18 protein-coding genes are annotated in these 20,096 nt (G+C 63.7%); 9 read left to right on the top strand and 9 right to left on the bottom strand.

Annotation, left to right across the window (positions count from 1 at the left end; translation table 11 throughout):
* Positions 1-13 precede the first annotated feature (13 nt).
* From mce to GGR38_RS18520, 3 genes are read left to right on the top strand one after another with little or no spacing between them, the layout of a single operon-like run.
* Positions 14-463, top strand: coding sequence for a methylmalonyl-CoA epimerase (gene mce / locus GGR38_RS18530; protein WP_183627633.1), 450 nt, complete (start codon positions 14-16; stop codon positions 461-463).
* On the top strand, positions 450-2,588 hold the full coding sequence (gene scpA / locus GGR38_RS18525) for a methylmalonyl-CoA mutase (RefSeq protein ID WP_183627632.1): 2,139 nt from the start codon (positions 450-452) through the stop codon (positions 2,586-2,588). The genes mce and scpA overlap by 14 nt, the downstream gene beginning before the upstream one ends.
* Positions 2,589-2,593: 5 nt before the next feature.
* The gene (locus GGR38_RS18520; protein WP_183627631.1) at positions 2,594-4,615 is read left to right on the top strand and encodes an acetyl-CoA carboxylase biotin carboxylase subunit; all 2,022 of its coding nucleotides are present in this window, start codon (positions 2,594-2,596) and stop codon (positions 4,613-4,615) included.
* A gap of 44 nt (positions 4,616-4,659) precedes the next feature.
* Here the strand turns inward: GGR38_RS18520 and GGR38_RS18515 are convergent, their stop codons facing one another.
* From GGR38_RS18515 to GGR38_RS18490, 6 genes are all read right to left on the bottom strand, one after another.
* On the bottom strand, positions 4,660-4,920 hold the full coding sequence (locus GGR38_RS18515) for a hypothetical protein (RefSeq protein ID WP_183627630.1): 261 nt from the start codon (positions 4,918-4,920) through the stop codon (positions 4,660-4,662).
* A gap of 130 nt (positions 4,921-5,050) precedes the next feature.
* Positions 5,051-6,226, bottom strand: coding sequence for a DUF445 domain-containing protein (locus tag GGR38_RS18510; protein ID WP_183627687.1), 1,176 nt, complete (start codon positions 6,224-6,226; stop codon positions 5,051-5,053).
* 101 nt (positions 6,227-6,327) lie between these two features.
* The gene (locus tag GGR38_RS18505; protein ID WP_183627629.1) at positions 6,328-9,507 is read right to left on the bottom strand and encodes an efflux RND transporter permease subunit; all 3,180 of its coding nucleotides are present in this window, start codon (positions 9,505-9,507) and stop codon (positions 6,328-6,330) included.
* Positions 9,508-9,521: 14 nt separating this feature from the next.
* Positions 9,522-10,721, bottom strand: a complete 1,200-nt coding sequence (locus GGR38_RS18500; protein ID WP_183627686.1) for an efflux RND transporter periplasmic adaptor subunit — start codon at positions 10,719-10,721, stop codon at positions 9,522-9,524.
* Between the two features lie 199 nt (positions 10,722-10,920).
* Positions 10,921-11,220 (bottom strand): CtrA inhibitor SciP, encoded by a 300-nt coding sequence (sciP, locus tag GGR38_RS18495; RefSeq protein ID WP_168603328.1) that lies wholly within the window; start codon positions 11,218-11,220, stop codon positions 10,921-10,923.
* Positions 11,217-11,567, bottom strand: a complete 351-nt coding sequence (locus GGR38_RS18490; RefSeq protein ID WP_183627628.1) for a hypothetical protein — start codon at positions 11,565-11,567, stop codon at positions 11,217-11,219. Before GGR38_RS18490 ends, sciP begins: the two co-directional genes overlap by 4 nt.
* Positions 11,568-11,804: 237 nt before the next feature.
* Between GGR38_RS18490 and mnmA the strand changes: the two genes are divergently transcribed.
* Entirely contained in the window at positions 11,805-12,896 is a 1,092-nt protein-coding gene (gene mnmA / locus GGR38_RS18485; RefSeq protein ID WP_425497070.1) for a tRNA 2-thiouridine(34) synthase MnmA, read from the top strand.
* A 3-nt stretch (positions 12,897-12,899) separates the two neighbouring features.
* Here mnmA and GGR38_RS18480 read toward each other — a convergent pair whose 3' ends face one another.
* Complete coding sequence (locus GGR38_RS18480) at positions 12,900-13,274, bottom strand: hypothetical protein (RefSeq protein ID WP_246404977.1); 375 nt, start codon at positions 13,272-13,274, stop codon at positions 12,900-12,902.
* Between the two features lie 31 nt (positions 13,275-13,305).
* Here GGR38_RS18480 and GGR38_RS18475 point away from each other — a divergent pair, with 31 nt between their 5' ends.
* Positions 13,306-14,457: a serine hydrolase domain-containing protein gene (locus GGR38_RS18475; protein WP_183627684.1), complete on the top strand. Its 1,152-nt coding sequence runs from the start codon at positions 13,306-13,308 to the stop codon at positions 14,455-14,457.
* Positions 14,458-14,753: 296 nt separating this feature from the next.
* On the opposite strand, the gene GGR38_RS18470 is transcribed toward GGR38_RS18475, so the two are convergent.
* Together GGR38_RS18470 and pdxH are read right to left on the bottom strand one after the other, a co-directional pair.
* On the bottom strand, positions 14,754-15,680 hold the full coding sequence (locus GGR38_RS18470; RefSeq protein ID WP_183627626.1) for a cation diffusion facilitator family transporter: 927 nt from the start codon (positions 15,678-15,680) through the stop codon (positions 14,754-14,756).
* Positions 15,681-15,691: 11 nt separating this feature from the next.
* Positions 15,692-16,312 carry a pyridoxamine 5'-phosphate oxidase gene (pdxH, locus tag GGR38_RS18465; RefSeq protein WP_183627625.1) on the bottom strand — a complete coding sequence of 207 codons (621 nt, stop codon included), beginning with the start codon at positions 16,310-16,312 and terminating at the stop codon, positions 15,692-15,694.
* 137 nt (positions 16,313-16,449) lie between these two features.
* Here pdxH and GGR38_RS18460 point away from each other — a divergent pair, with 137 nt between their 5' ends.
* The 4 genes from GGR38_RS18460 to GGR38_RS18445 all read left to right on the top strand — a co-directional run bounded on the left by GGR38_RS18460 (position 16,450) and on the right by GGR38_RS18445 (position 20,037).
* Positions 16,450-17,370 carry a DnaJ C-terminal domain-containing protein gene (locus tag GGR38_RS18460; RefSeq protein WP_183627624.1) on the top strand — a complete coding sequence of 307 codons (921 nt, stop codon included), beginning with the start codon at positions 16,450-16,452 and terminating at the stop codon, positions 17,368-17,370.
* Positions 17,371-17,422: 52 nt separating this feature from the next.
* A complete protein-coding gene (locus GGR38_RS18455) occupies positions 17,423-18,424 on the top strand; it encodes a YihY/virulence factor BrkB family protein (RefSeq protein WP_246404975.1) in 1,002 nt (333 codons plus the stop codon).
* Positions 18,421-19,224, top strand: a complete 804-nt coding sequence (gene fabI / locus GGR38_RS18450; protein WP_183627623.1) for an enoyl-ACP reductase FabI — start codon at positions 18,421-18,423, stop codon at positions 19,222-19,224. Before GGR38_RS18455 ends, fabI begins: the two co-directional genes overlap by 4 nt.
* Before the next feature lie 78 nt (positions 19,225-19,302).
* Entirely contained in the window at positions 19,303-20,037 is a 735-nt protein-coding gene (locus tag GGR38_RS18445) for a sterol desaturase family protein (RefSeq protein WP_183627622.1), read from the top strand.
* Positions 20,038-20,096 lie beyond the last annotated feature (59 nt).

Raw genomic sequence — 20,096 nt, 5'->3', positions numbered from 1 at the left:
CGGGGAGGATGCCATGAAACTCGGACGCCTCAACCATGTTGGCGTGGCCGTGCCTGATATGCAGGCCGCCATTGCCTATTACCGCGATGTGATGGGTGCCACGCTGATCACGCAGCCTTTCGACATGCCCGAACAGGGCGTGAAGGTGGCCTTTGTGAACACGCCCCGGCAACCGGGCGCGCTGGGCACCGATGGCGGGACGCAGATCGAACTGATCGAACCGCTTGGAGAAACCAGCCCCATCGCCGGTTTCATCGCCAAGAACCCCGCAGGCGGCCAGCACCACCTTTGCTATGAGGTGGAGGATATCGAGGCCGCGCGGGAATGGTTCACCGCCCAAGGCAAGCGCATCCTCGGCCCCACGCGCATCGGCGCGCATGGCACGCCCATCTTCTTCCTGCACCCCAAGGATATGCTGGGGCAGCTGACCGAAATCATGGAGAGGTCGCATGAGCAGCATTGATAACTGGCAGTCGCTTGCCGCCAAAGAGGTGAAGGGGCGGGACCTGAACTGGCAGACGCCCGAGGGCATCACCGTCAAGCCGCTCTACACCGCCGATGATGTGAGCGTGGACCCCGGCCTGCCCGGTTTCGCGCCCTTCACGCGCGGCGTGCGCGCCAGCATGTATGCGGGCCGCCCCTGGACGATCCGCCAGTACGCAGGCTTTTCCACCGCCGAGGAATCGAACGCCTTCTATCGCCGCAATCTGGCGGCGGGGCAAAAGGGCCTCTCGGTCGCTTTCGACCTTGCCACCCATCGCGGATACGATTCCGATCATCCCCGCGTGGTGGGCGATGTCGGCAAGGCGGGCGTGGCCATCGATTCGGTCGAGGACATGAAGATCCTGTTCGACGGCATTCCCCTTGGCGAAATGTCGGTGTCGATGACGATGAACGGTGCGGTGATCCCGATCCTCGCCTTCTTCATCGTCGCGGGCGAGGAGCAGGGCGTTGACCGCAAACTGCTCGACGGGACCATCCAGAACGACATCCTCAAGGAGTTCATGGTCCGCAACACCTATATCTATCCGCCCGAACCCAGCATGCGGATCATCAGCGACATCTTCGGCTATACCAGCCGCGAAATGCCCAAATTCAACAGCATTTCGATCTCCGGCTATCACATGCAGGAGGCCGGCGCGACGCAGGTGCAGGAACTGGCCTTCACCATTGCCGACGGCATCGAATATGTGAAATATGGCGTGGCGTCTGGCCTCGACATCGACAAATTCGCCGGGCGGCTCAGCTTCTTTTTCGCCATCGGCATGAATTTCTTCATGGAGGTCGCCAAGCTGCGCGCCGCGCGCGTGCTGTGGCACCGGGCAATGACGAAACTGGGCGCAAAGGATGAACGCAGCAAGATGCTGCGCACCCATTGCCAGACCAGCGGCGTGTCGTTGCAGGAGCAGGACCCCTATAACAACGTCATCCGCACCACGATCGAGGCGATGGCCGCGATGCTGGGCGGCACGCAGTCGCTCCACACCAATGCGCTCGATGAAGCCATTGCGCTGCCCACCGATTTTTCCGCCCGTATCGCGCGCAACACGCAGATCGTGATTCAGGAAGAGACGGGCATGTGCAATGTGGTCGATCCGCTGGGCGGGTCCTACTACATTGAATCGCTGACGCAGCAGTTGGTCGACGCCGCGCAAGGCATCATCGACCGGGTGCAGAATGAAGGCGGCATGGCCAAGGCCGTCGCCGCCGGTTGGCCCAAGGCGATGATCGAGGAAGCCGCCGCCGGGCGCCAAGCCCGCGTGGACAAGGGCGAGGATGTCATCGTCGGCGTCAACAAATATCGTCTGGCGACCGAGGACCGGATCGAGACGCTGGACATCGACAACCATGTCGTGCGCGAGGCCCAGATCGCCCGGATCAAGGCAGTGAAAGCCGCCCGCGACGAAGCCGCCTGTCAGGCCGCCCTGCGCGCCATCACCGAAGGCGCGCGCGGCAATGGCAACCTGCTGGCGCTGGCCGTCGAGGCCGCCCGCCACCGCGCCACGCTGGGCGAAATCAGCAGCGCGATGGAGGAGGTCTTTGGCCGCCACGGCACCGTGCCGACCCCGGTCAAGGGCGTCTATGGCGCAGCCTATGCGGGCGATGACCGCTATCAGCAGATCCTCGATGGCGTCGAGGCCGTTTCCCGCCGTCTGGAGCGCAAGCCCCGGATGCTGGTGGCCAAGATGGGGCAGGATGGGCATGATCGCGGGGCCAATGTCATCGCCTCGGCCTTTACCGACATGGGTTTTGACGTGACCTCCGGCCCGCTGTTTCAGACGCCGGAGGAAGCCTGCGCGCTGGCGCTGGAAAAGGGCGTCGATGCGGTGGGGGCTTCGTCCCTTGCCGCAGGGCATAAAACCCTGATCCCGCAACTGATCGCCCTGCTGCGCGAGGCGGGCCGGCCCGACATCAAGGTCGTCGCGGGCGGCGTCATCCCGCCGCAGGACTATGAATTCCTGCGCGAGGCCGGGGTTCAGGGCATCTATGGGCCGGGATCCAACGTGCTCGATTGCGCGGCCGATATGCTGCGCCTGTTGGGCCACAATATGCCGCCGCTGGGCAGCGAACTGGAAAAGGCGGAGTAAGACGCATGTTCAAGAAAATCCTCATCGCCAATCGCGGCGAAATCGCCTGTCGCGTCATCAAGACCGCACGCCGGATGGGCATTGCCACGGTGGCGGTTTATTCCGACGCCGATGCCCGCGCGCCCTTCGTGCAGATGGCCGACGAGGCCGTGCATATCGGCCCCTCGCCCGCCGCGCAGTCCTATCTGATTGCCGACAAGATCATTGCCGCTTGTAAGCAAACCGGCGCCGAGGCGGTGCATCCCGGCTATGGCTTCCTGTCGGAACGCACCTCCTTCGCCGAGGCTTTGGCCAAGGAAAACATCGCCTTCATCGGCCCGCCTGTGGGCGCGATTGCCGCGATGGGCGACAAGATCGAATCGAAGAAGCTGGCCAAATCGGCGGGCGTCAATGTCGTCCCCGGCTTTGTCGGCGAAATCCGCGACACCGATCATGCCGTCGAGATCAGCAATGAGATCGGCTATCCGGTGATGATGAAAGCCAGCGCGGGCGGCGGCGGCAAGGGCATGCGCCTTGCCTTTTCCGAAAGGGACGTGCGCGAGGGCTTTGAAAGCGTGAAGCGCGAGGGGCTGAACTCCTTCGGCGATGACCGCGTCTTCATCGAAAAGTTCATTCAGGACCCGCGCCATATCGAGATCCAGATCCTGGGCGATCAGCACGGCAATATCCTTTACCTGAACGAGCGCGAATGCTCGATCCAGCGCCGCCACCAGAAGGTGGTGGAAGAAGCCCCCTCGCCCTTTGTCAGCCCCGCGATGCGCAAGGCGATGGGCGAGCAATGCGTCGCCCTGTCCCGCGCGGTGGGCTATTACAGCGCGGGCACGGTCGAACTGATCGTTTCGGGCGCCGACAAGACCGGCGAGAGCTTCTACTTCCTCGAAATGAACACCCGCCTTCAGGTCGAACACCCGGTCACCGAGGCGATCACCGGCATCGATCTGGTCGAACAGATGATCCGCGTGGCCTATGGCGAAAAGCTGGCCATCACGCAGGATGATGTGAAGATCGACGGCTGGGCGATTGAAAACCGCGTCTATGCCGAAGATCCCTATCGCGGATTTTTGCCCAGCACGGGCCGCCTCTCGCGCTATCGCCCGCCGGTAGACGGATGGACCGACGATGGCGCGGAAAATGGCCGCCGGGGGATCGACGGCGTGCGCGTCGACGATGGCGTCTATGAAGGCGGCGAAGTTTCGATGTTCTATGATCCCATGATCGCCAAGCTGATCACATGGGGCGAAACCCGCGACGAGGCCGCCGACAAGCAGATCGCCGCGCTCGACCAGTTCGAGATCGAGGGGCTGGGCCACAACATCGACTTCGTTTCGGCCATCATGCAGCACCCCCGCTTCCGCAGCGGCGAGCTGACCACGGGCTTCATCGCCGAGGAATATCCCGAGGGCTTCCACGGCGCGGCGACCGACGCGCAGACGCTGGCCCATATCGCGGCGGTTTCGGGCTTTATCGCCACCGCGCGGGCCGACCGCGCGCGTCAGGTCGATGGGCAACTGGCCCATGTGCTGGCCCCGCCCTCGGAATGGGTGGTCCGCCTCGATGGTGAGAAATTCGCCGTCAGCGTCGATACCGACAGCGTGCGCGTGAATGGCGCAGAGGTCGATCTGGCGATGGAATATACGCCCGGCGACCACCTGATCGTGGCCGAAGTGGGCGAGGAAGTGCTGGGGCTGAAAATCGAGCCGACGCGCACCGGGCTGAAAGTGACCACGCGCGGCGCGATCCACAAGGTCGAGATTCTGCCCGCCCATGTTGCGGCTCTGGCCGATCATATGATCGAAAAGATCCCGCCCGATCTGTCGAAATTCCTGATCTGTCCGATGCCGGGGCTGCTGGTGTCGCTGGGCGTCAAGGAAGGCGACAAGGTCGAAGCGGGGCAGCCGCTGGCCGTGGTCGAGGCGATGAAGATGGAAAACATCCTGCGCGCCGAAAAATCGGCCACCATCGGCAAGATTAACGCCAAGCCGGGCGAGAGCCTGCCGGTCGATTACATCATTCTGGAACTGGAATAAGTTAAGGCGAGGCGGCGGGGGACCTTTAAAGGGTTTCCCGCCGTTTATTGGCCCGAAAGCTCGGCGTCCAATTCGATCAGGCGACGACAGGCCGCCAGCGCGCCCGGCTCATCGCCTGCGGCCAGATGGGCGGCAAAGGCGGCGCATTCGCTCTGTCCTTCGCGGGTTTTCTGAAACCCCGCCACCATGGCCAGCGGGCGCAGCAAGTCCACCCGCGCGCGCCAGTCTTCACCCTCGCGGCTGAGCAGATCGAGCGTTTTACTGTAAAGGCACTGAACAGCATCGCCGCGTTTGCATGCGCCCATACAATCGCAGTTGATGGCCTGAGCAGTAGCCTGCACATCTTTTAAGTCAAAATTAATCATGTTGACTGTAATCCCGCTCATCTGCGCATCACAGATTGCAACCCTCAACGCATGAGGCGCGAAATTGTTCCTATAATAGCTTCTCTATAGAGTGAAGCAGCAATCCGACGATTCCACCTACCAGCGTGCCATTGATGCGGATAAATTGCAGATCGCGCCCCACCGCGCCCTCAATCCGTTCCGAAACGGTACGCGCATCCCACCGGCGCACCGTGTCCGACACCAGTTTCACAATGCCCGCCCCATGCCGCACCGCCAGCCCGGCCAGCGAACGGCGCGCGAATCGGTTAACCTGATGGCGCAGCCGCGCGTCGGTCTGGAGGCCCGCGCCAAACCCGGCCAGCCCCGCGCCCATCCGCCCCTGCAACAACCCGCCCGGATGGCTCAGCGCCTCAATCGCCGCGCCGCGCGCACGCTCCCACAGCCCATCGATCCACGCGCCCATCGCGCGATTGGCCAAAATCTCGGCCTTCATCCGCGCCACCTTGGCCTGCATCGCCGGATCATGGCGCAGATCATGGGCAAGACCCGCCAACAGATCCTCCAGCTTGGTCCGCAACGGATGCTGCGGATCGACAATGCATTCGGCCAGCATCTTATACAGGCCATCAAGGATCGTATTGGCCAGCGTCTCGTCCAGCCCGGTCCAGCGCAGCAGCGTATGTGCCCGGTCATGGATCATCTTGCGCAGCAGGTCTTCGTTGGCCTCCAACGTGATCCCCGTCCAGCGCAGCATGGCCTCGATCACGCCACGATGGCGGCCATCGGCCATCGCCCCTTCCAGCAATTGCCCCAGCAAGGGCGCCAGATCGAGCCGTTCCAATTGCCCGCGCACGGTGGATTTGAGCATATCGCCCAATTGCTCGCCCGGCAGCGATTGCAACATATCGCCCAGCAGGCCCGCCGCGCCCTGACGTAGGCGCGGTTCTCCGCCTTCTCCCGGATCGGCCAGAAAACCGCCCAGGGCCCCCGCCACATCCAGCCCCGACAAACGCCGCGCCACCACCTGAGGCGTAAGGAAATTGGCGCGCAGAAAGCCCGCCATGCTCTCGGCAATCTGGTCCTTCTTGGCCGGGATTATCGCCGTATGCGGGATGGGCAGCCCCATCGGATGACGAAACAGCGCCGTCACCGCAAACCAGTCGGCCAGCGCGCCCACCATGGCGGCTTCGGAAAAGGCCTTGGCCCATTCCCAGCCGGGATGGAGCGGCGCAAAATGGCGGGACAGCAGGTAAAGCCCCGCCATCCCCACCAGCAACCCATGCGCCAGCCAGCGCACGCGAACAGCCTGCCGGTTTCCGGCCCCGCTCTCCACGCCCAGCCAGCGCGATAAACTGCGTTCCTGTCTCACTCGGCCGGGGTTACTCCAGCATGAGCATCGCGTCCATGCTCCGGTTCATAGGTCAGCAAGCCGCGCCGCAATTTCGGGCCGATCCGTTTCTCAAACCCGTCGGCCAGACTGAAAGCGGCAGGCACGATCAGCAGCGTCAGCACCGTGGAAAGCGTCAGCCCGCCGATCACCACCACGCCCATCGGCGCGCGAAATGCCGCATCGCCCGACAGCGACATGGCCGCCGGGATCATCCCCGCCGTCATCGCCACCGTGGTCATCACGATGGGCTGGGCGCGCTTGTGCCCCGCCTCGATGATCGCCTCGAACTTGGAGGCGCCGCGCTGCATCTCCTCGATGGCAAAGTCGATCAGCAGGATCGAGTTTTTCGCCACAATGCCGAACAGCATCAATATGCCGATATAGACCGGCATCGAGATCGGCATGTCGAGCAGCGCCAGCAGGAGCAGCCCGCCCAAAGGCGCCAGAAACAGCGAGGCCATATTGACCAGCGGCGAGACGACCCGGTGATAGAGCAGCACCAGCACCGCAAACACCAGCCCAATCCCCGCCGGCACCGCCAGCGCCAGATTGACGATCATCTCCTGCTGCCACTTGGCCTCGCCATAGGCCGTGTTCGACACGCCCGCGGGCAGGTTCTTCATGATCGGCAGCGCTTTGACCTTCTTTTCCGCATCGCCCTTGATGACACCCGGCGCCAGATCCGCACCGATGAAGGTCCGGCGCTCCTGATTATAGCGCTGGATGGTCGAGGGGCCGGAGCCGAAGGTGATGTCGGCCACGCGGCTCAAAGGCACCGAGCCGCCTGAGGCGGTCGGCACCGGCAGATTGGCGATGTTCGACAGATCGCGCCGCGCTTCTTCGGGCAGGCGCACGCGGATCGGCACCTGACGGTCGGAGAGCGAGAATTTGGCCGCGTTCTGGTCGATCTCGCCAATCGTGGCGATGCGGATCGCCTGGCTCAGCGAGGAGGTCGAGATGCCGAGGCTGGCGGCCAGATCCATATGCGGCACGATCACCACTTCGGGGCGTCGCATATCGCCGCTGATGCGCGGGGCGACCAGCTCGTGCATCCCCTTCATCTGTTCGACCAATTGCGCCGCCGTCTTGTCCAGCAGCGCCGGGTCCGAACTCGACAGCATGATTTCCAGCCCGCGCCCGGTGGACGAACCGCCGTTGTTGCTGGCCTGGAAGGTGATGCGCGCATCCGCAATGCCCTGCACCGTGGGGGTGACTTCGCGCTCAAACTGCTTGGTGTGGATCTTGCGATCCTTTTTCAGCATGATCATGACGCGGGCGTTGCCCTCGTTCACCCGTTCCAGCACCTGATCGGCCTCGGGCCGACGGCGCACGATGGCGGCCACCTGATCAGCCACCGCCTCGGTCTGGGCCAGCGTGGTGCCGGGGACCATTTCGATGCGCAACTGGGTGAAATCACTGTTCTCGTCAGGGAACATGGATGTCGGCATGGCGATAAACAGCACGATGGTCAGCGCGAAACAGCCCAGCGCCACGCCGATCATCCAGATGCGATGATCGCGCAGCCGGGCGCGCAGATGGTCGCGCCACGACAAATGCCCCTTTTCCGCCAACAGCCGCGCCCGCAACGCCCGCGCGCCCGACACATCAAGCGACCAGTGCAGCACGCGCAGATAGAAATCCATCATCCGCCCGCCGCCATGCTCGGCGGTGCCATGGCTTTTGAGGAAATAGGCCGCCACCATCGGCGTGATCATTCGCGCCACGGCCAGCGACATCAGCACCGAAACTACCACCGTCAGGCCGAAATTCTTGAAAAACGCTCCCGACACGCCCGGCATCAGCCCAACAGGCAGGAACACTGCCGCAATCGAACAGGTGGTGGCCACCACCGCCAGCCCGATTTCATCGGCGGCATCAATCGCGGCCTGATAGGCGGTTTTGCCCATGCGCATATGCCGGACGATATTCTCGATCTCCACGATCGCATCATCCACCAGCACGCCCGCGACCAACCCCAGCGCCAAAAGGCTCATCGTGTTGAGCGTAAAGCCGAACCACACCTTCATAAACCAGAAGGTGGGGATGGCCGAGAGCGGGATGGCGATGGCCGAAACCACCGTGGCGCGCCAGTCGCGCAGGAAGAAGAACACCACGATCACCGCCAGAACGGCGCCTTCGACCATGGATTCCATCGAGGATTCGTATTGCTTCTTGGTATAGGAAACCTGATTGAACAATTCGGTGAAATGGACGCCGGGCCGCTCCTTGGCGATCTTGGCCAATTCGACCATCGACTTGTCATAGACCGACACGTCCGATGCCCCGCGCGCGCGGGCAATGGAGAAGGTGACGACCTGCTTGCCGTTGACCTTGCCCAGCGAGGTGATTTCGCCCCATGCGTCGCGCACCGTGGCAATATCGGCCAGTTTGACCACGCGCCCCGCCACCGGAATATCGGCCTGGCTGAGCGCAAAGGCGTCCTGCGCATTGCCCAGCACGCGCACCGATTGGCGCGTGCCGCCGATTTCCGCCTTGCCGCCTGCCGCGTTCAGGTTGAGCGCCCGCAGCGCCGCATTGACCTGCGGCGCGGTGACGCCAAAGGCCTGCATCCGCGCCGGATCGAGCGTGACGAGAATCTCGCGGTTCACGCCCCCGTTGCGCTTGATTTCGGCCACGCCCTCCACGCCCAGCAGGCGCCGCGCCACCGTATCGTCAATGAACCACGAGAGCTGCTCGATGGTCATGTCCTCGGCGGAAACCGCGAAATAGGCGATGGGGTTGGTCGACGTGTTCACCTTGAACACCTGCGGCTCAAGGATGCCGTCGGGCAGATTGCCGCGCGCCTGATCGACCGCGTTCTTCACCTCGGCCACCGCCGCGTTAATGTCTTCGCCCAACTGGAATTCCACCATCGTCTGGCTGTTGCCTTCCGATGCGGTCGAGCTGATCGAGGAGACGCCCGAGATCGTGCGCACCGCGCCTTCGATGCGCTGGGTGATCTGGGTTTCGATTTCGGTCGGGGCCGCGCCCGGCTGGGTGATCGAAACCACCACGATGGGAAATTCGATGTCGGGCTGGTCCTGGACCTCCATCCGGGCAAAGCTGATAACGCCCATCAGCATCATCGCCACAAAGATCACGATGGGCACCACCGGATGCCGGATCGACCATGCCGAAAGATTGCGGAAGTTCATGGAGGCGCTCCCGCTCAGTTTTGCTTGGACGATGACTGGGGGGGCTGGCTGCGCGGATTAACCGTTTCGCCCTCGGTCAGAAACGCGCCCGCGCGCAGCACCACCCGCTCGACGCCCGAAAGGCCCGAGGCAATGGCCACGCCCTTTTCAGTCACCATCGCCACTTTGACCCGGCGGCGCACCGCCTTGTTGTCGCCGGTCACGACATAGACATAGCTGCCCTGTGCATCGGCCTGCAGCGCCGATTCGGGCAGCAAAGGCGCCGCCATCGAACCGCTGCGGATTTCCGCACTGGCAAAGCCGCCGGGGCGGATGTCGCGGTCATAGGGCAGCGCGATGCGCGCCACACCCTGCCGCGTGGCCGGATCAATCACCGGCGAGACCTGCCAGACATGGCCGACAAATTCACGCTCCGAACCCACAGGCCGCACCTTGACCTCCTGCCCCAGCGCCAGATGCGCCAGATTGCTCTCGGACAGGCGCGCGCGCATTTCCATCTCGCCCTTGTCGGCAATGCGGAACAGCACGCCATTGCCGGGGCTGACCACCTGGCCCACCTCCAGCGCGCGGTCGAGTACGAGGCCATCGGCGGGCGCAACGATGTTCAACCGGCGGATCTTGGCCTGCATCTCGCCCGATTGCGCCTGCGCCACGCGCACCCGCGCATTGGCCGCATCGCGCACGGCGGTCAGCTTGTCGATGTCGGCATTGGAAATGAACCCATTGGCCACCAGTTTCAGCCCGCGATCCAGATTGGCCTGCGCGATGCGCGCATCGGCCTGCGCCACGCCGATATTGGCATTGCTGCTGGCCTGCTGCTGGTTCTGCACCTGACGGTCGATCACGGCCAGCAATTGCCCGCGCTTGACCCATGCGCCCGGTTCGACCAGCACTTGCACCACGGTGCCGCCTTCGCCCACCACGCCCACGGGCATGTCATGGCGCGCGGCCAGCACGCCGCTGGCGTTGATCGTGCCGGCAACCGTGGCGATGCCCGGGGCCGATACGGTGACCAGAGGGGCCTGATTGGCGCGGGCGGCATCGCCGCCGGGGTTGCGATGAGTATAGGCCCAGATGCCGCCGATGGCCAAAAGCGCCGCCCCGGCCCCGATCAACACCTTGCGGCGGGGGAAGGGCTGAGCGTCCCCACCTTCATAGGGCCCATCATAGGACTGGGCCGCCGGATCGGACTTCACCTTGGCCTCGACATTCATCTCGCTCACCACCCCATCAGTATGACGAACCGGGTCTGCGCCCGGATCATGCGGCAAGCGTATTACCCGTGTATATCACCTCAGGCAAGCGGGCTTTTCGGGCAATCGGGCCGAATATAAGCAAAAGGGCGCAAGGAGCCCCCCGCTCCTGCGCCCTTTCAAGCCCTGATCCGGGCCCGGTAATAGGTATTTCAACCCATCAATATTTTAGCTGACGCTCATAAAGGTCGCGGTAATGCTGGATTCGCGTGACGCGCAGACCCTGCATGCCCGAACGATCCACCGCGCGTTGCCACGAGGCGAATTCCTCCAGCGTCAGGCTGTAGCGCTCGCAGACCTCATCGATGGTCAGCAGGCCGCCATTGACGGCTGCGACCACCTCGGCCTTGCGGCGCACAACCCAGCGCGTGGTGTTGGGCGGCGGCAGCGATTCCAGCGTGAGCGGTTCGCCGAGCGGGCCAATGACCATGGCCGGACGGATTTTCTGGTTCTCGATCATTTCATTCCTCGATCGCCGGGATGACGGGGACCGGCAACGCCGAATTCAATGCCAGACATCGTTTTTCGAACCCCTCTAGGAACAGGGTTAACATCATCGAAAGGCCTGTTGCAGGAAGCACTGAGGCCGTCCCAAACCGGTGCATAATCATTGACCAGCCGCGCCACATGGGGGTCAAAACTGCCCCCTGCCAGCATGGCCGGAGCCTCGCCGCAACCGCGCTGAAAGGCGTGCGCGGCCGCCAGCCTTGTGGCCAGCCCATGCCAGTCCGTTGCCAGACGATCGGCATTCGCGCCGGTGGCAAAGGACTGGGCCAGCCAGTCTTCATGATCAAATCGCAGTTCCATTACCCATGCTATAGGCGCAACATGGTCAAGAGGGGGTAAAGGCGGGGTTTACAACTTGTTGACCATATTTAACCCTAGGGGTCGGCGCCATCTGGCGCCCCCCCTAATCGCGCAAGGCGGCAAGAATCTGCCGATTTGGCGCTGGGGCCGGGTGGGTGTATGGGGCCGGTTATGGCCCATGATTCCCCCTCCGTGTTAACACCCGCCGCGCTCCTCGATCTGTTCGATCTTGGACAAATGGTAAAAATGCGTCGAATCGTTGTGGCCATGTCGGGGGGCGTAGACTCATCCGTGGTGGCCGCCCTTGCTGCACACAGCGGGGCCGAGGTCATCGGCATCACGCTACAGCTTTACGATCATGGCGAGGCGGTGAAGCGCAAGGGCGCGTGCTGCGCTGGCGATGACATTCGCGACGCGCGCGAGGTGGCCGACCGGCTGGGCATCGCGCATTACGTCTATGACCATGAGAGTGCATTTCGCGAAAGCGTGGTCGATCGCTTTGCCGAGGATTACCTCAACGGGCGCACGCCGATCCCCTGCATCCGCTGCAACATGGGGCCAAAGTTCACCGACCTTTTGACCATGGCGCGCGATCTGGGGGCCGATTGTCTGGCCACGGGGCATTATGTGCGGCGCGTGATGGGAGCCGCAGGGCCTGAATTGCACCGCGCGCTCGACCCCGCGCGCGACCAGTCCTATTTCCTTTACGCCACCACCGAGGCGCAGCTCGATTTCCTGCGTTTCCCGCTTGGGGGTATGCCCAAGCCGCTGGTGCGCGAACTGGCCGACCATTTCGGCCTCAAGGTCGCGGCCAAGCCCGATTCGCAGGACATCTGTTTCGTGCCGGAGGGCGATTATGCCAGCGTGGTGCGCAAAATCCGCCCCGAGGGCGAGCGCCCCGGCGATATCGTCCATGCCCAGACCGGCGCGGTCCTGGGCCATCATCGCGGCGTGATCCACTATACGGTGGGCCAGCGCCGGGGTCTGGAAATCGGCGGCCTGCCCGAACCGGTCTATGTGGTGGGCATTGATGCGCCCGGCGCGCGGGTGCTGGTGGGGCCGCGCGCGATGCTGGCCGTCTCGGCGGCGCGGATTGTCGAAACCAACCGCATCGGGCCCGTGCCCGAAGGCGCGGCGCTGACCGCCAAGGTGCGCTCGCTGGCCAAGCCGGTGCCGGTGACGCTGGACGGACCGCTTGGCGATGGAGCCGATACCACGATCCGCTTTGCCAGCCCGGAATATGGCGTGGCGCCGGGACAAGCGGCGGTGATCTATGCGGGCGACCGGGTGATCGGCGGCGGCTGGATAGAGGAAACCTTTGCCGCGTAAGCCTTACTGCTCCCATTTCTCCAGCACGCAGCCTTCACCGGGGCGAAAGGTTGCGGTCTGGGCCGCGATCAGGGGAACGCGCGCGGTGACGCTCTTGGCGCCCTCATCGGCGGAGAGCATCACCATGCTCATCCCCGGCTCGAAATCGCTCTTGCACTGATCCAGAGTACGCCCTTCGACAAAGCGGCACGAGCAGGCGATGCGCGCGCCAAAGGCCGCGCCCGTTAACGCATCCTTGGCCAGCCGCGGCCCCTTCCACAGGCCCAGCACCAGCGCCGCGATCACCCCAAGCCCCAGCAACACAAGCACAATCCGCAGCCGGACACCGCGACCGGGGGCCGCGCTTTCGCGTAACCATGTGAGCTTGAAACTTGCCATCGGGAACGACCTTGCGCATGGAGGCATCGTGATGGTCACGCGCCGCCCCCCCCTTATCGCGCCCAAGCGCCGCTTGCCAACCCCGCTGGTGGCGCTTTCGCTCGCCCTGCTTGCGGGCTGCGGCGGCGGGGAAAAGGCCGAATCGCCCCTCTCGGCGCAGGCCATGGCCGCCATCGGCCAGCGCCCCGGCGCCCCGCGTGAGGCTCTGGCCCGCGCAGTGGATGAATTGTTCACCGATCCGATGCTGGGCGAAACGCGCGCGCTGGTGGTGATGCATCGCGGGCGAATCGTGGCCGAACGTTACGCTCCTGGATATGGCCCGGACACGAAGCTGATCGGCTGGTCGATGTCCAAGACCATCACCGGGGTGCTGATCGGCCTGCTGATTTCCGACGGGCGGCTGACGCTCGACGAATCGGCCCCGGTCCCCTCGTGGCAGCGTCCCGGCGACCCACGCGGCGAGATCACCCTGCGCCAGTTGCTGCAAATGCGGTCCGGCCTGCGCCATGTAGAATCAACCACGCCCGCCGGCGATGCCGACACCGTGCGCATGCTCGCGCTGGATGGGCGCGACGATATGGCCGCCTATGCCGAGGCCCAGCCGCTGGTCAGCGAACCGGGCAGCCATTGGGAATATTCCACCGCCACCAGCGTCATCCTCGCCGACATCGCCGCGCGCGCGCTGACCGACAGCCGCGATCCGGCCGCGCGCCGACAGGCCGTCAGCGATTATCTGCGCAGCCGCCTCTTCATGCCCGCAGGCATGCCCAGCGCCACCCCCGAATTCGACGCCGCAGGAACCATGATCGGCGGCAGCATGATCCATGCCACCGCCCGCGACTGGGGCCGGTTCGGCGAATTTCTGCGCAGCAACGGCACCATCGGCGGCGTGCGCATCGTGCCCTCCGACTGGGTCGGTTTCATGCTGGCCCCCGCGCCCCACAATCCCGGCTATGGCGCGCAAGTCTGGCTCAACCGCCCCCAGCCCAGCGGGCAGGAAGAACTCTTCCCCGGCCGCGGCAAAGCCAATATCTTCGCCGCCATCGGACACCTTGGCCAATATGTCATCGTCTCGCCCGATCAGGAGCTGACCGTGGTCCGGCTGGGCAAGACCGACCACGCCATGCGCCCCGCGCTGGTGCGCAAGCTGGCCGATATTGTGCAATTGTATAATCAGGATTGAGGGTTAGCGGGAGGGAGGGCAAGGTTTTGCCTCCGGCGGGGGTTAAGATGCCTCCGGCGGGCAAAGGGTCTCGACCCTTTGCAATCCCCATACTGTCTTTGTAGCGCCACAGCGGCGGCGTTGTGCAAAATGGGCGGCGTTCGAAATTAAAAGCCTGCGGCGCCAATCAGCCCAACTTCGCCGCGCCGCAGGCTTTAATCACCATGTCGCCAAACGCCACGATGCCATCCAGCACCACCCATTAACGGGATTGCAAAGGGCCCCCGCCCTTTGCCCGCCGGAGGCATTTTAAACCCTTAAACCACCCCATCCTGCAAAATATCCCGCCCCGCCACACCGCGCTCGTCAACATGGCCCTCGGGATCGGGATGAATCAAAATTTCCACATCGGGAAATTCGGCCAGCAGCTTGTCCTCGATTTCGTCCATCACGCGATGGGCCTGCGTCACGGTCATATTGCCGTCGACCCAGACATGGAACTGGACGAAATCGCGGTTGCCGCTGGTGCGGGTGCGCAGATCGTGAACGCCGCGCAGTTCGGGGTGGCGGCCAAGGACTTCGACGAAGCGGGCCTTCTTGTCCTCGGGCCATTCGCGGTCCATCAATTGCTCGATGGCTTCCTCGCTGGCGTGATAGGCGCCCCAGCCCAGCCAGAGCGCGATGCCAAAGCCAAAGAGCGGGTCGGCGCGGGTCAGCCCGGCATACTGGTCGAGCAGCAGCGCAATGATGACCGCCACATTGAGCAGCAGGTCGGATTTGTAATGGAGGTGGTCAGTCGAAATCGCCACCGAGCGCGTCTGGCGGATCACATATTGCTGCCACGCCAGCAGCGCCAGCGTGCCCGCGATCGCGATGACCGAGACGAGGATGCCATCGCCTGCCGAACCGGTGCGCTCGCCCGACATCAGTTGCTGGACCGAATGGATCGCCAGCGCCAGCGCCGAGGCCCCGATCAGCAGCACCTGAAACATGGCGGAGAGCGCCTCGGCCTTGCCATGGCCAAAGCGGTGATTGTCATCGGCGGGCATCCCCGCCACCCAGACCCCGGCCAGCGTGGCCAGCGAAGCCACCAGATCGAGCAGCGTGTCGGCAAGGCTGCCCAGCATCGCGGTCGAACCGGTGGTCCAAGCCGCCCAGCCTTTCAGCCCCACCAGCAGCAGGGCCATGGAAATGCTGGCATAGGCAGCGCTGCGGTTTAAGGCGGAATGATCGTGTTGGGCCATGATGATGCCTTTTACGGGTAAAGCAGGGTGCTGGTCCAGCCCTGCGCCTCCCGCATGAAGCGGCGGCGTTCGTGCAGGCGAAAGGCGCGATCCATCCAGAATTCCATCGCATCGGGCACAAGGCAGAAGCCCGTCCAATGCGGCGGGCGCGGCACCGGCCCGATCAGATGGCGCGCGGTCACGCGGGCGATATCGGCGATAAAGGCCCCGCGCGAGGACAGCGGCGCGGACTGGTCGCTGGCATGGGCGCCCAGTTGCGAATCGCGGCTGCGGCTGGCGAAATAGGCGTCGGCCATCTCGTCGGGCACCTGATGGATCGCGCCTTCAATGCGGATCTGGCGGCGCAGGCTCTTCCAGTGAAACAGCATCGCGGCCTTGGGATTGGCCAGCAATTCGCCGCCCTTGCGGCTGTGGCTGTTGGTATAAAACACGAAACCACCCTTGGGGCCGAGCAATTGCGGCCCGTGATCCTTCATCAGCACCATGCGCACCGAGGGGAAGGCATCGGGCGTGGCCGTGGCCACCGCCACCGCTTCGGGGTCATTGGGCTCGGATTTCTTCGCCTCGGCAAACCATGCGTCGAACAGGGCGAAAGGATCACCGCCGACAATCGCGTCTGATTCCGAACTCATATCCGTTGATTCCCGTGAGAATTGCGCCTGTCTGCGCCGTTAGGCCAGTTTGCCCGATCACGAAAGCGGCGAAAAGGGCATCAGGCATTTGATCTGATACCTTGCAGCGCGGCTTGTCTCACCCTAGCTAGGCAGCCATGGCACAAGATCCTTATGCAATTCTGGGCGTATCACGCGGCGCAAGCGAGAAGGACATCAAGTCCGCCTATCGCAAACTGGCCAAGGAATTGCACCCTGACCACAACAAGGACAACCCCAAGGCCGCCGAGCGTTTCAGCGAGGTGACGCGCGCCTATGACCTGTTGACCGACAAGGACAAGCGCGCCCAGTTCGACCGGGGCGAGATCGATGGCGAGGGCAATCCGGCCGGATTTGGCGGCGGCGGTTTCGGCGGGAGCGGTTTCGGCGGAGGCCAGCGCGGCTTTGGCGGTGCAGGCGGGGCCGGGCCGGAAGGCATGGATTTCGGCGATATTTTCGAAGGCATCTTTGGCGGGCGCAGCGGCGGTTTCGGCGGCGGCGGTTTTGGCCGTCAGGCCCCGCCCAAGGGCGCCAACCGCGCCTATCGCCTTGCCGTATCGCTGCCCGATGCCGCGCTCTGCGCCAGCCAGCGCATCACGCTGGCCGATGGCAAGACGATTGATGTCAAACTGCCCAAGGGCGTCGAGGACGGGATGCAGATCCGTCTGGCGGGCAAGGGCGAACCGGGCCCCGGCGGCGCGGGCGATGCGATGATCACCATCGCCATCCAGCCCCACCCCTATTTCCGCCGCGATGGCGACGATATCCGCGTCGATATCCCCGTCTCGCTGAACGAGGCGGTGTTTGGCGGCAAGGTCAAGGTACCCACCGCCGATGGCGCGGTGATGCTGACCGTGGCGCCGGGCAGTTCGAGCGGCAAGACTTTGCGCATCAAGGGTCGCGGCTTTACCCGCAAGGACGGCACGCGCGGCGATCAGTTCGTCACGCTGGAAATCGCGCTGCCCGAGGGCGACTCGGATCTGGCGCAGCGACTCGAAGGTTGGCGCGACACGCGCGATCTGCGCGCGAAATTCGGATAAGTCCGTGCAGGACGCGGGCAAACGGGAGGGGGAGGCAAAGGCTTCTTCCTCCTTGCCCGGCGGGTTCATCCTCAACACCAAACTGCACGATCTGACGCCCGAGGCGCGGCGGCGGCGCGTTGCGCGCCTTGATGGCGATCTGGCCGACCGGCTACGCGAGCAACTGGGCCATCGCGGTTTTACCGTGATCCAGCGCGTGGTGACGGGCGTATGGCGCGACGGGTTCATCCATGCGGGCAATCTGGCCTATATGGCGGTGCTGGCGATCTTTCCCTTTTTCATCGTGGCGGGCGGCCTGTTCTCGCTGGTGGGCGAGGCAAGCGAGCGGGCCGATCTGGTCCATGCCTTTTTGCGCATTACGCCGCGCGTGGTGGCCGCTGTGCTGGAGCCGGTGGCGCGCGATGTGGTGGTGATGCGCCATGGCTGGCTGCTGTGGGCGGGTATGGCGGCGGGATTGTGGACGGTCTCCAGCCTGATCGAGACGGTGCGCGATATTCTGCGCCGCGCCTATGGGACGCCTGTGCGGCACAAGAGCTTCTGGCGGCGGCGGCTGATCGGCACGGGGCTGGTGATGGTGGCGGTGGTGCTGCTGCTGATCTCGCTTTATATGCAGGTGGCGATCAGCACGACCCTGCAGCTGATTCCGATCCGCACGATTCGCGAACAGGCCATGGTGGCCAATCTCAGCCTGTCGCGGCTGGTGCCGATGGTGGTGCTGTTCGCCTCGCTCTATTTGTTGTTTTTTATTTTGACGCCAAGCACTTATCGCGTACCTGCCTATCCCAAATGGCCCGGCGCGCTGTTGGTCACGCTGTGGTGGGCGCTGGTCAGCCTCGTGCTGCCATGGCTGCTGCGCTGGCTTTTTTTATACGATCTGACCTATGGCAGCCTTGCCGGCGCCATGATTGCGTTGTTCTTTTTCTGGCTTGTCGGGCTAGGACTGGTTACAGGCGCGGAATTGAATGCGGCTCTGGCGGTGACGCCCGAAGAACGCGACTGGTTAGGGCAGGCGGATAACCGCGCCTCCGAAAACATGAGGGATGATTACGAATGACCGGACTGATGCAGGGCAAGCGTGGCCTGATCATGGGGCTGGCAAACGATAAGTCGCTGGCATGGGGCATTGCCCAGAAATTGCACGAACATGGCGCGGAGCTGGCCTTTTCCTATCAGGGCGAAGCGCTGAAAAAGCGCGTCGGCCCGCTGGCCGAGAGTCTGGGCAGCGATTTTCTGATCGATTGCGATGTGTCGGACATGGACGCGCTGGACGCGGCCTTTGACGCGCTCAAGGAGCGCTGGGAAACGATCGACTTTGTCGTCCATGCCATCGGTTATTCGGACAAGACTCAGCTGCGTGGCCGCTATTACGACACCACGCTCGACAATTTCCTGATGACCATGAACATCTCGGCCTACAGCCTGGTGGCCGTGACCAAGCGCGCGCAGGCGATGATGCCCAACGGCGGCTCGATCCTGACGCTAAGCTATTATGGCGCGGAAAAGGTCGTGCCCCATTACAATGTGATGGGCGTGGCCAAGGCGGCGCTGGAAACCAGCGTCAAATATCTGGCCAATGACTGCGGCCCGGACAATATCCGCGTTAACGCCATTTCGGCAGGCCCGATCAAGACGCTGGCCGCCAGCGGGATCGGCGATTTCCGCTATATCCTGAAGTGGAACGAGCTGAATTCGCCGCTGCGCCGCAATGTCACCATCGACGATGTGGGCGGCGCGGGCCTCTATCTGCTCTCCGATTTGGCCAGCGGCGTGACGGGCGAGATCCACCATGTGGACGCCGGTTACAATGTCGTGGGCATGAAGCAGGAAGATGCGCCCGATATTGCGCTGAGCTAAATCCCATGGGGCGCGAGGCACGCTTTGCCCCTTGCGCCCCATTTCCCCTTATCGGCAAACGCGGCATAAGGGCGGCCGATGTCCGACCCAACCTTGCTCTCCGCCCTGATCTCCGCCTTGGCGATGACCGCCATCGTCTCGCTGCGCTATCTGTTGTCCAGCGGCGGTTTTGCATGGGCCACGCGGGTTCGCCAGCCCGGCCTCTATGCCCCCCTGACGCGCCAGATTCGCTCTGAAATCGCATGGTCGCTGCTCTCCTGCGCGATCTTTGGCATTCCGGCGGGCATTGTCGCATGGGGGTGGCGCGCGCATGGTTGGACACGGATCTATGAAGACGTTCACGCCATGCCCCTGTGGTACTGGCCGCTCTCGATCCTGATCTATCTGACGATCCACGACACATGGTTCTATTGGAGCCACCGCTGGATGCACGCCCCGCGCGTGTTCCGCATCTTTCACGCCGTCCACCATGCCAGCCGCCCGCCCACCGCCTGGGCCGCGATGGCCTTTCATCCCACCGAGGCGCTGACGCAGGCCTTTGTTATCCCGCTGCTGGTGTTTTTTGTGCCGATTCACGTGGGCGCGCTGGGCGTGGTGTTGACTGTGATGACGGTGATGGGCGTGACCAATCACATGGGCTGGGAGATTTTTCCGCACGGAATCGTCCATGGGCGAGTCGGGCAATGGATCATCACCGCCACCCATCATCAGCGCCATCACGACATCTATCGCGCCAATTTCGGCCTCTATTTCCGCTTTTGGGACAAAGTTTGCGGAACCGACAAGGGGCTGGGAGAATTTTCACCCCGATAGACGCATCACCGAATGGCGCAACTTAACCGGAATTTTACCCTGTTGCGCGAAAGTTGGCC

It is taken from the genome of Novosphingobium sediminicola, from assembly GCF_014196525.1.
Lineage (GTDB): Bacteria > Pseudomonadota > Alphaproteobacteria > Sphingomonadales > Sphingomonadaceae > Novosphingobium > Novosphingobium sediminicola.
This window is presented reverse-complemented; position numbering and strand designations above follow the sequence as displayed.

Excerpts from the sequence above, each read along its gene's own strand:
- GGR38_RS18500 (WP_183627686.1), bottom strand. The coding sequence starts at position 10,721 with ATGAATGTCGAGGCCAAGGTGAAGTCCGATCCGGCGGCCCAGTCCTAT.
- GGR38_RS18490 (WP_183627628.1), bottom strand. The coding sequence starts at position 11,567 with ATGGAACTGCGATTTGATCATGAAGACTGGCTGGCCCAGTCCTTTGCC.
- GGR38_RS18445 (WP_183627622.1), top strand. The coding sequence starts at position 19,303 with ATGTCCGACCCAACCTTGCTCTCCGCCCTGATCTCCGCCTTGGCGATG.
- pdxH (WP_183627625.1), bottom strand. The coding sequence starts at position 16,312 with ATGAGTTCGGAATCAGACGCGATTGTCGGCGGTGATCCTTTCGCCCTG.
- mnmA (WP_425497070.1), top strand. The coding sequence starts at position 11,805 with ATGGTAAAAATGCGTCGAATCGTTGTGGCCATGTCGGGGGGCGTAGAC.
- GGR38_RS18480 (WP_246404977.1), bottom strand. The coding sequence starts at position 13,274 with ATGGCAAGTTTCAAGCTCACATGGTTACGCGAAAGCGCGGCCCCCGGT.
- GGR38_RS18515 (WP_183627630.1), bottom strand. The coding sequence starts at position 4,920 with ATGGGCGCATGCAAACGCGGCGATGCTGTTCAGTGCCTTTACAGTAAA.
- GGR38_RS18510 (WP_183627687.1), bottom strand. The coding sequence starts at position 6,226 with ATGGCGGGGCTTTACCTGCTGTCCCGCCATTTTGCGCCGCTCCATCCC.
- sciP (WP_168603328.1), bottom strand. The coding sequence starts at position 11,220 with ATGATCGAGAACCAGAAAATCCGTCCGGCCATGGTCATTGGCCCGCTC.
- GGR38_RS18520 (WP_183627631.1), top strand. The coding sequence starts at position 2,594 with ATGTTCAAGAAAATCCTCATCGCCAATCGCGGCGAAATCGCCTGTCGC.
- scpA (WP_183627632.1), top strand. The coding sequence starts at position 450 with ATGAGCAGCATTGATAACTGGCAGTCGCTTGCCGCCAAAGAGGTGAAG.
- GGR38_RS18505 (WP_183627629.1), bottom strand. The coding sequence starts at position 9,507 with ATGAACTTCCGCAATCTTTCGGCATGGTCGATCCGGCATCCGGTGGTG.
- GGR38_RS18475 (WP_183627684.1), top strand. The coding sequence starts at position 13,306 with ATGGTCACGCGCCGCCCCCCCCTTATCGCGCCCAAGCGCCGCTTGCCA.
- fabI (WP_183627623.1), top strand. The coding sequence starts at position 18,421 with ATGACCGGACTGATGCAGGGCAAGCGTGGCCTGATCATGGGGCTGGCA.
- mce (WP_183627633.1), top strand. The coding sequence starts at position 14 with ATGAAACTCGGACGCCTCAACCATGTTGGCGTGGCCGTGCCTGATATG.
- GGR38_RS18470 (WP_183627626.1), bottom strand. The coding sequence starts at position 15,680 with ATGGCCCAACACGATCATTCCGCCTTAAACCGCAGCGCTGCCTATGCC.
- GGR38_RS18460 (WP_183627624.1), top strand. The coding sequence starts at position 16,450 with ATGGCACAAGATCCTTATGCAATTCTGGGCGTATCACGCGGCGCAAGC.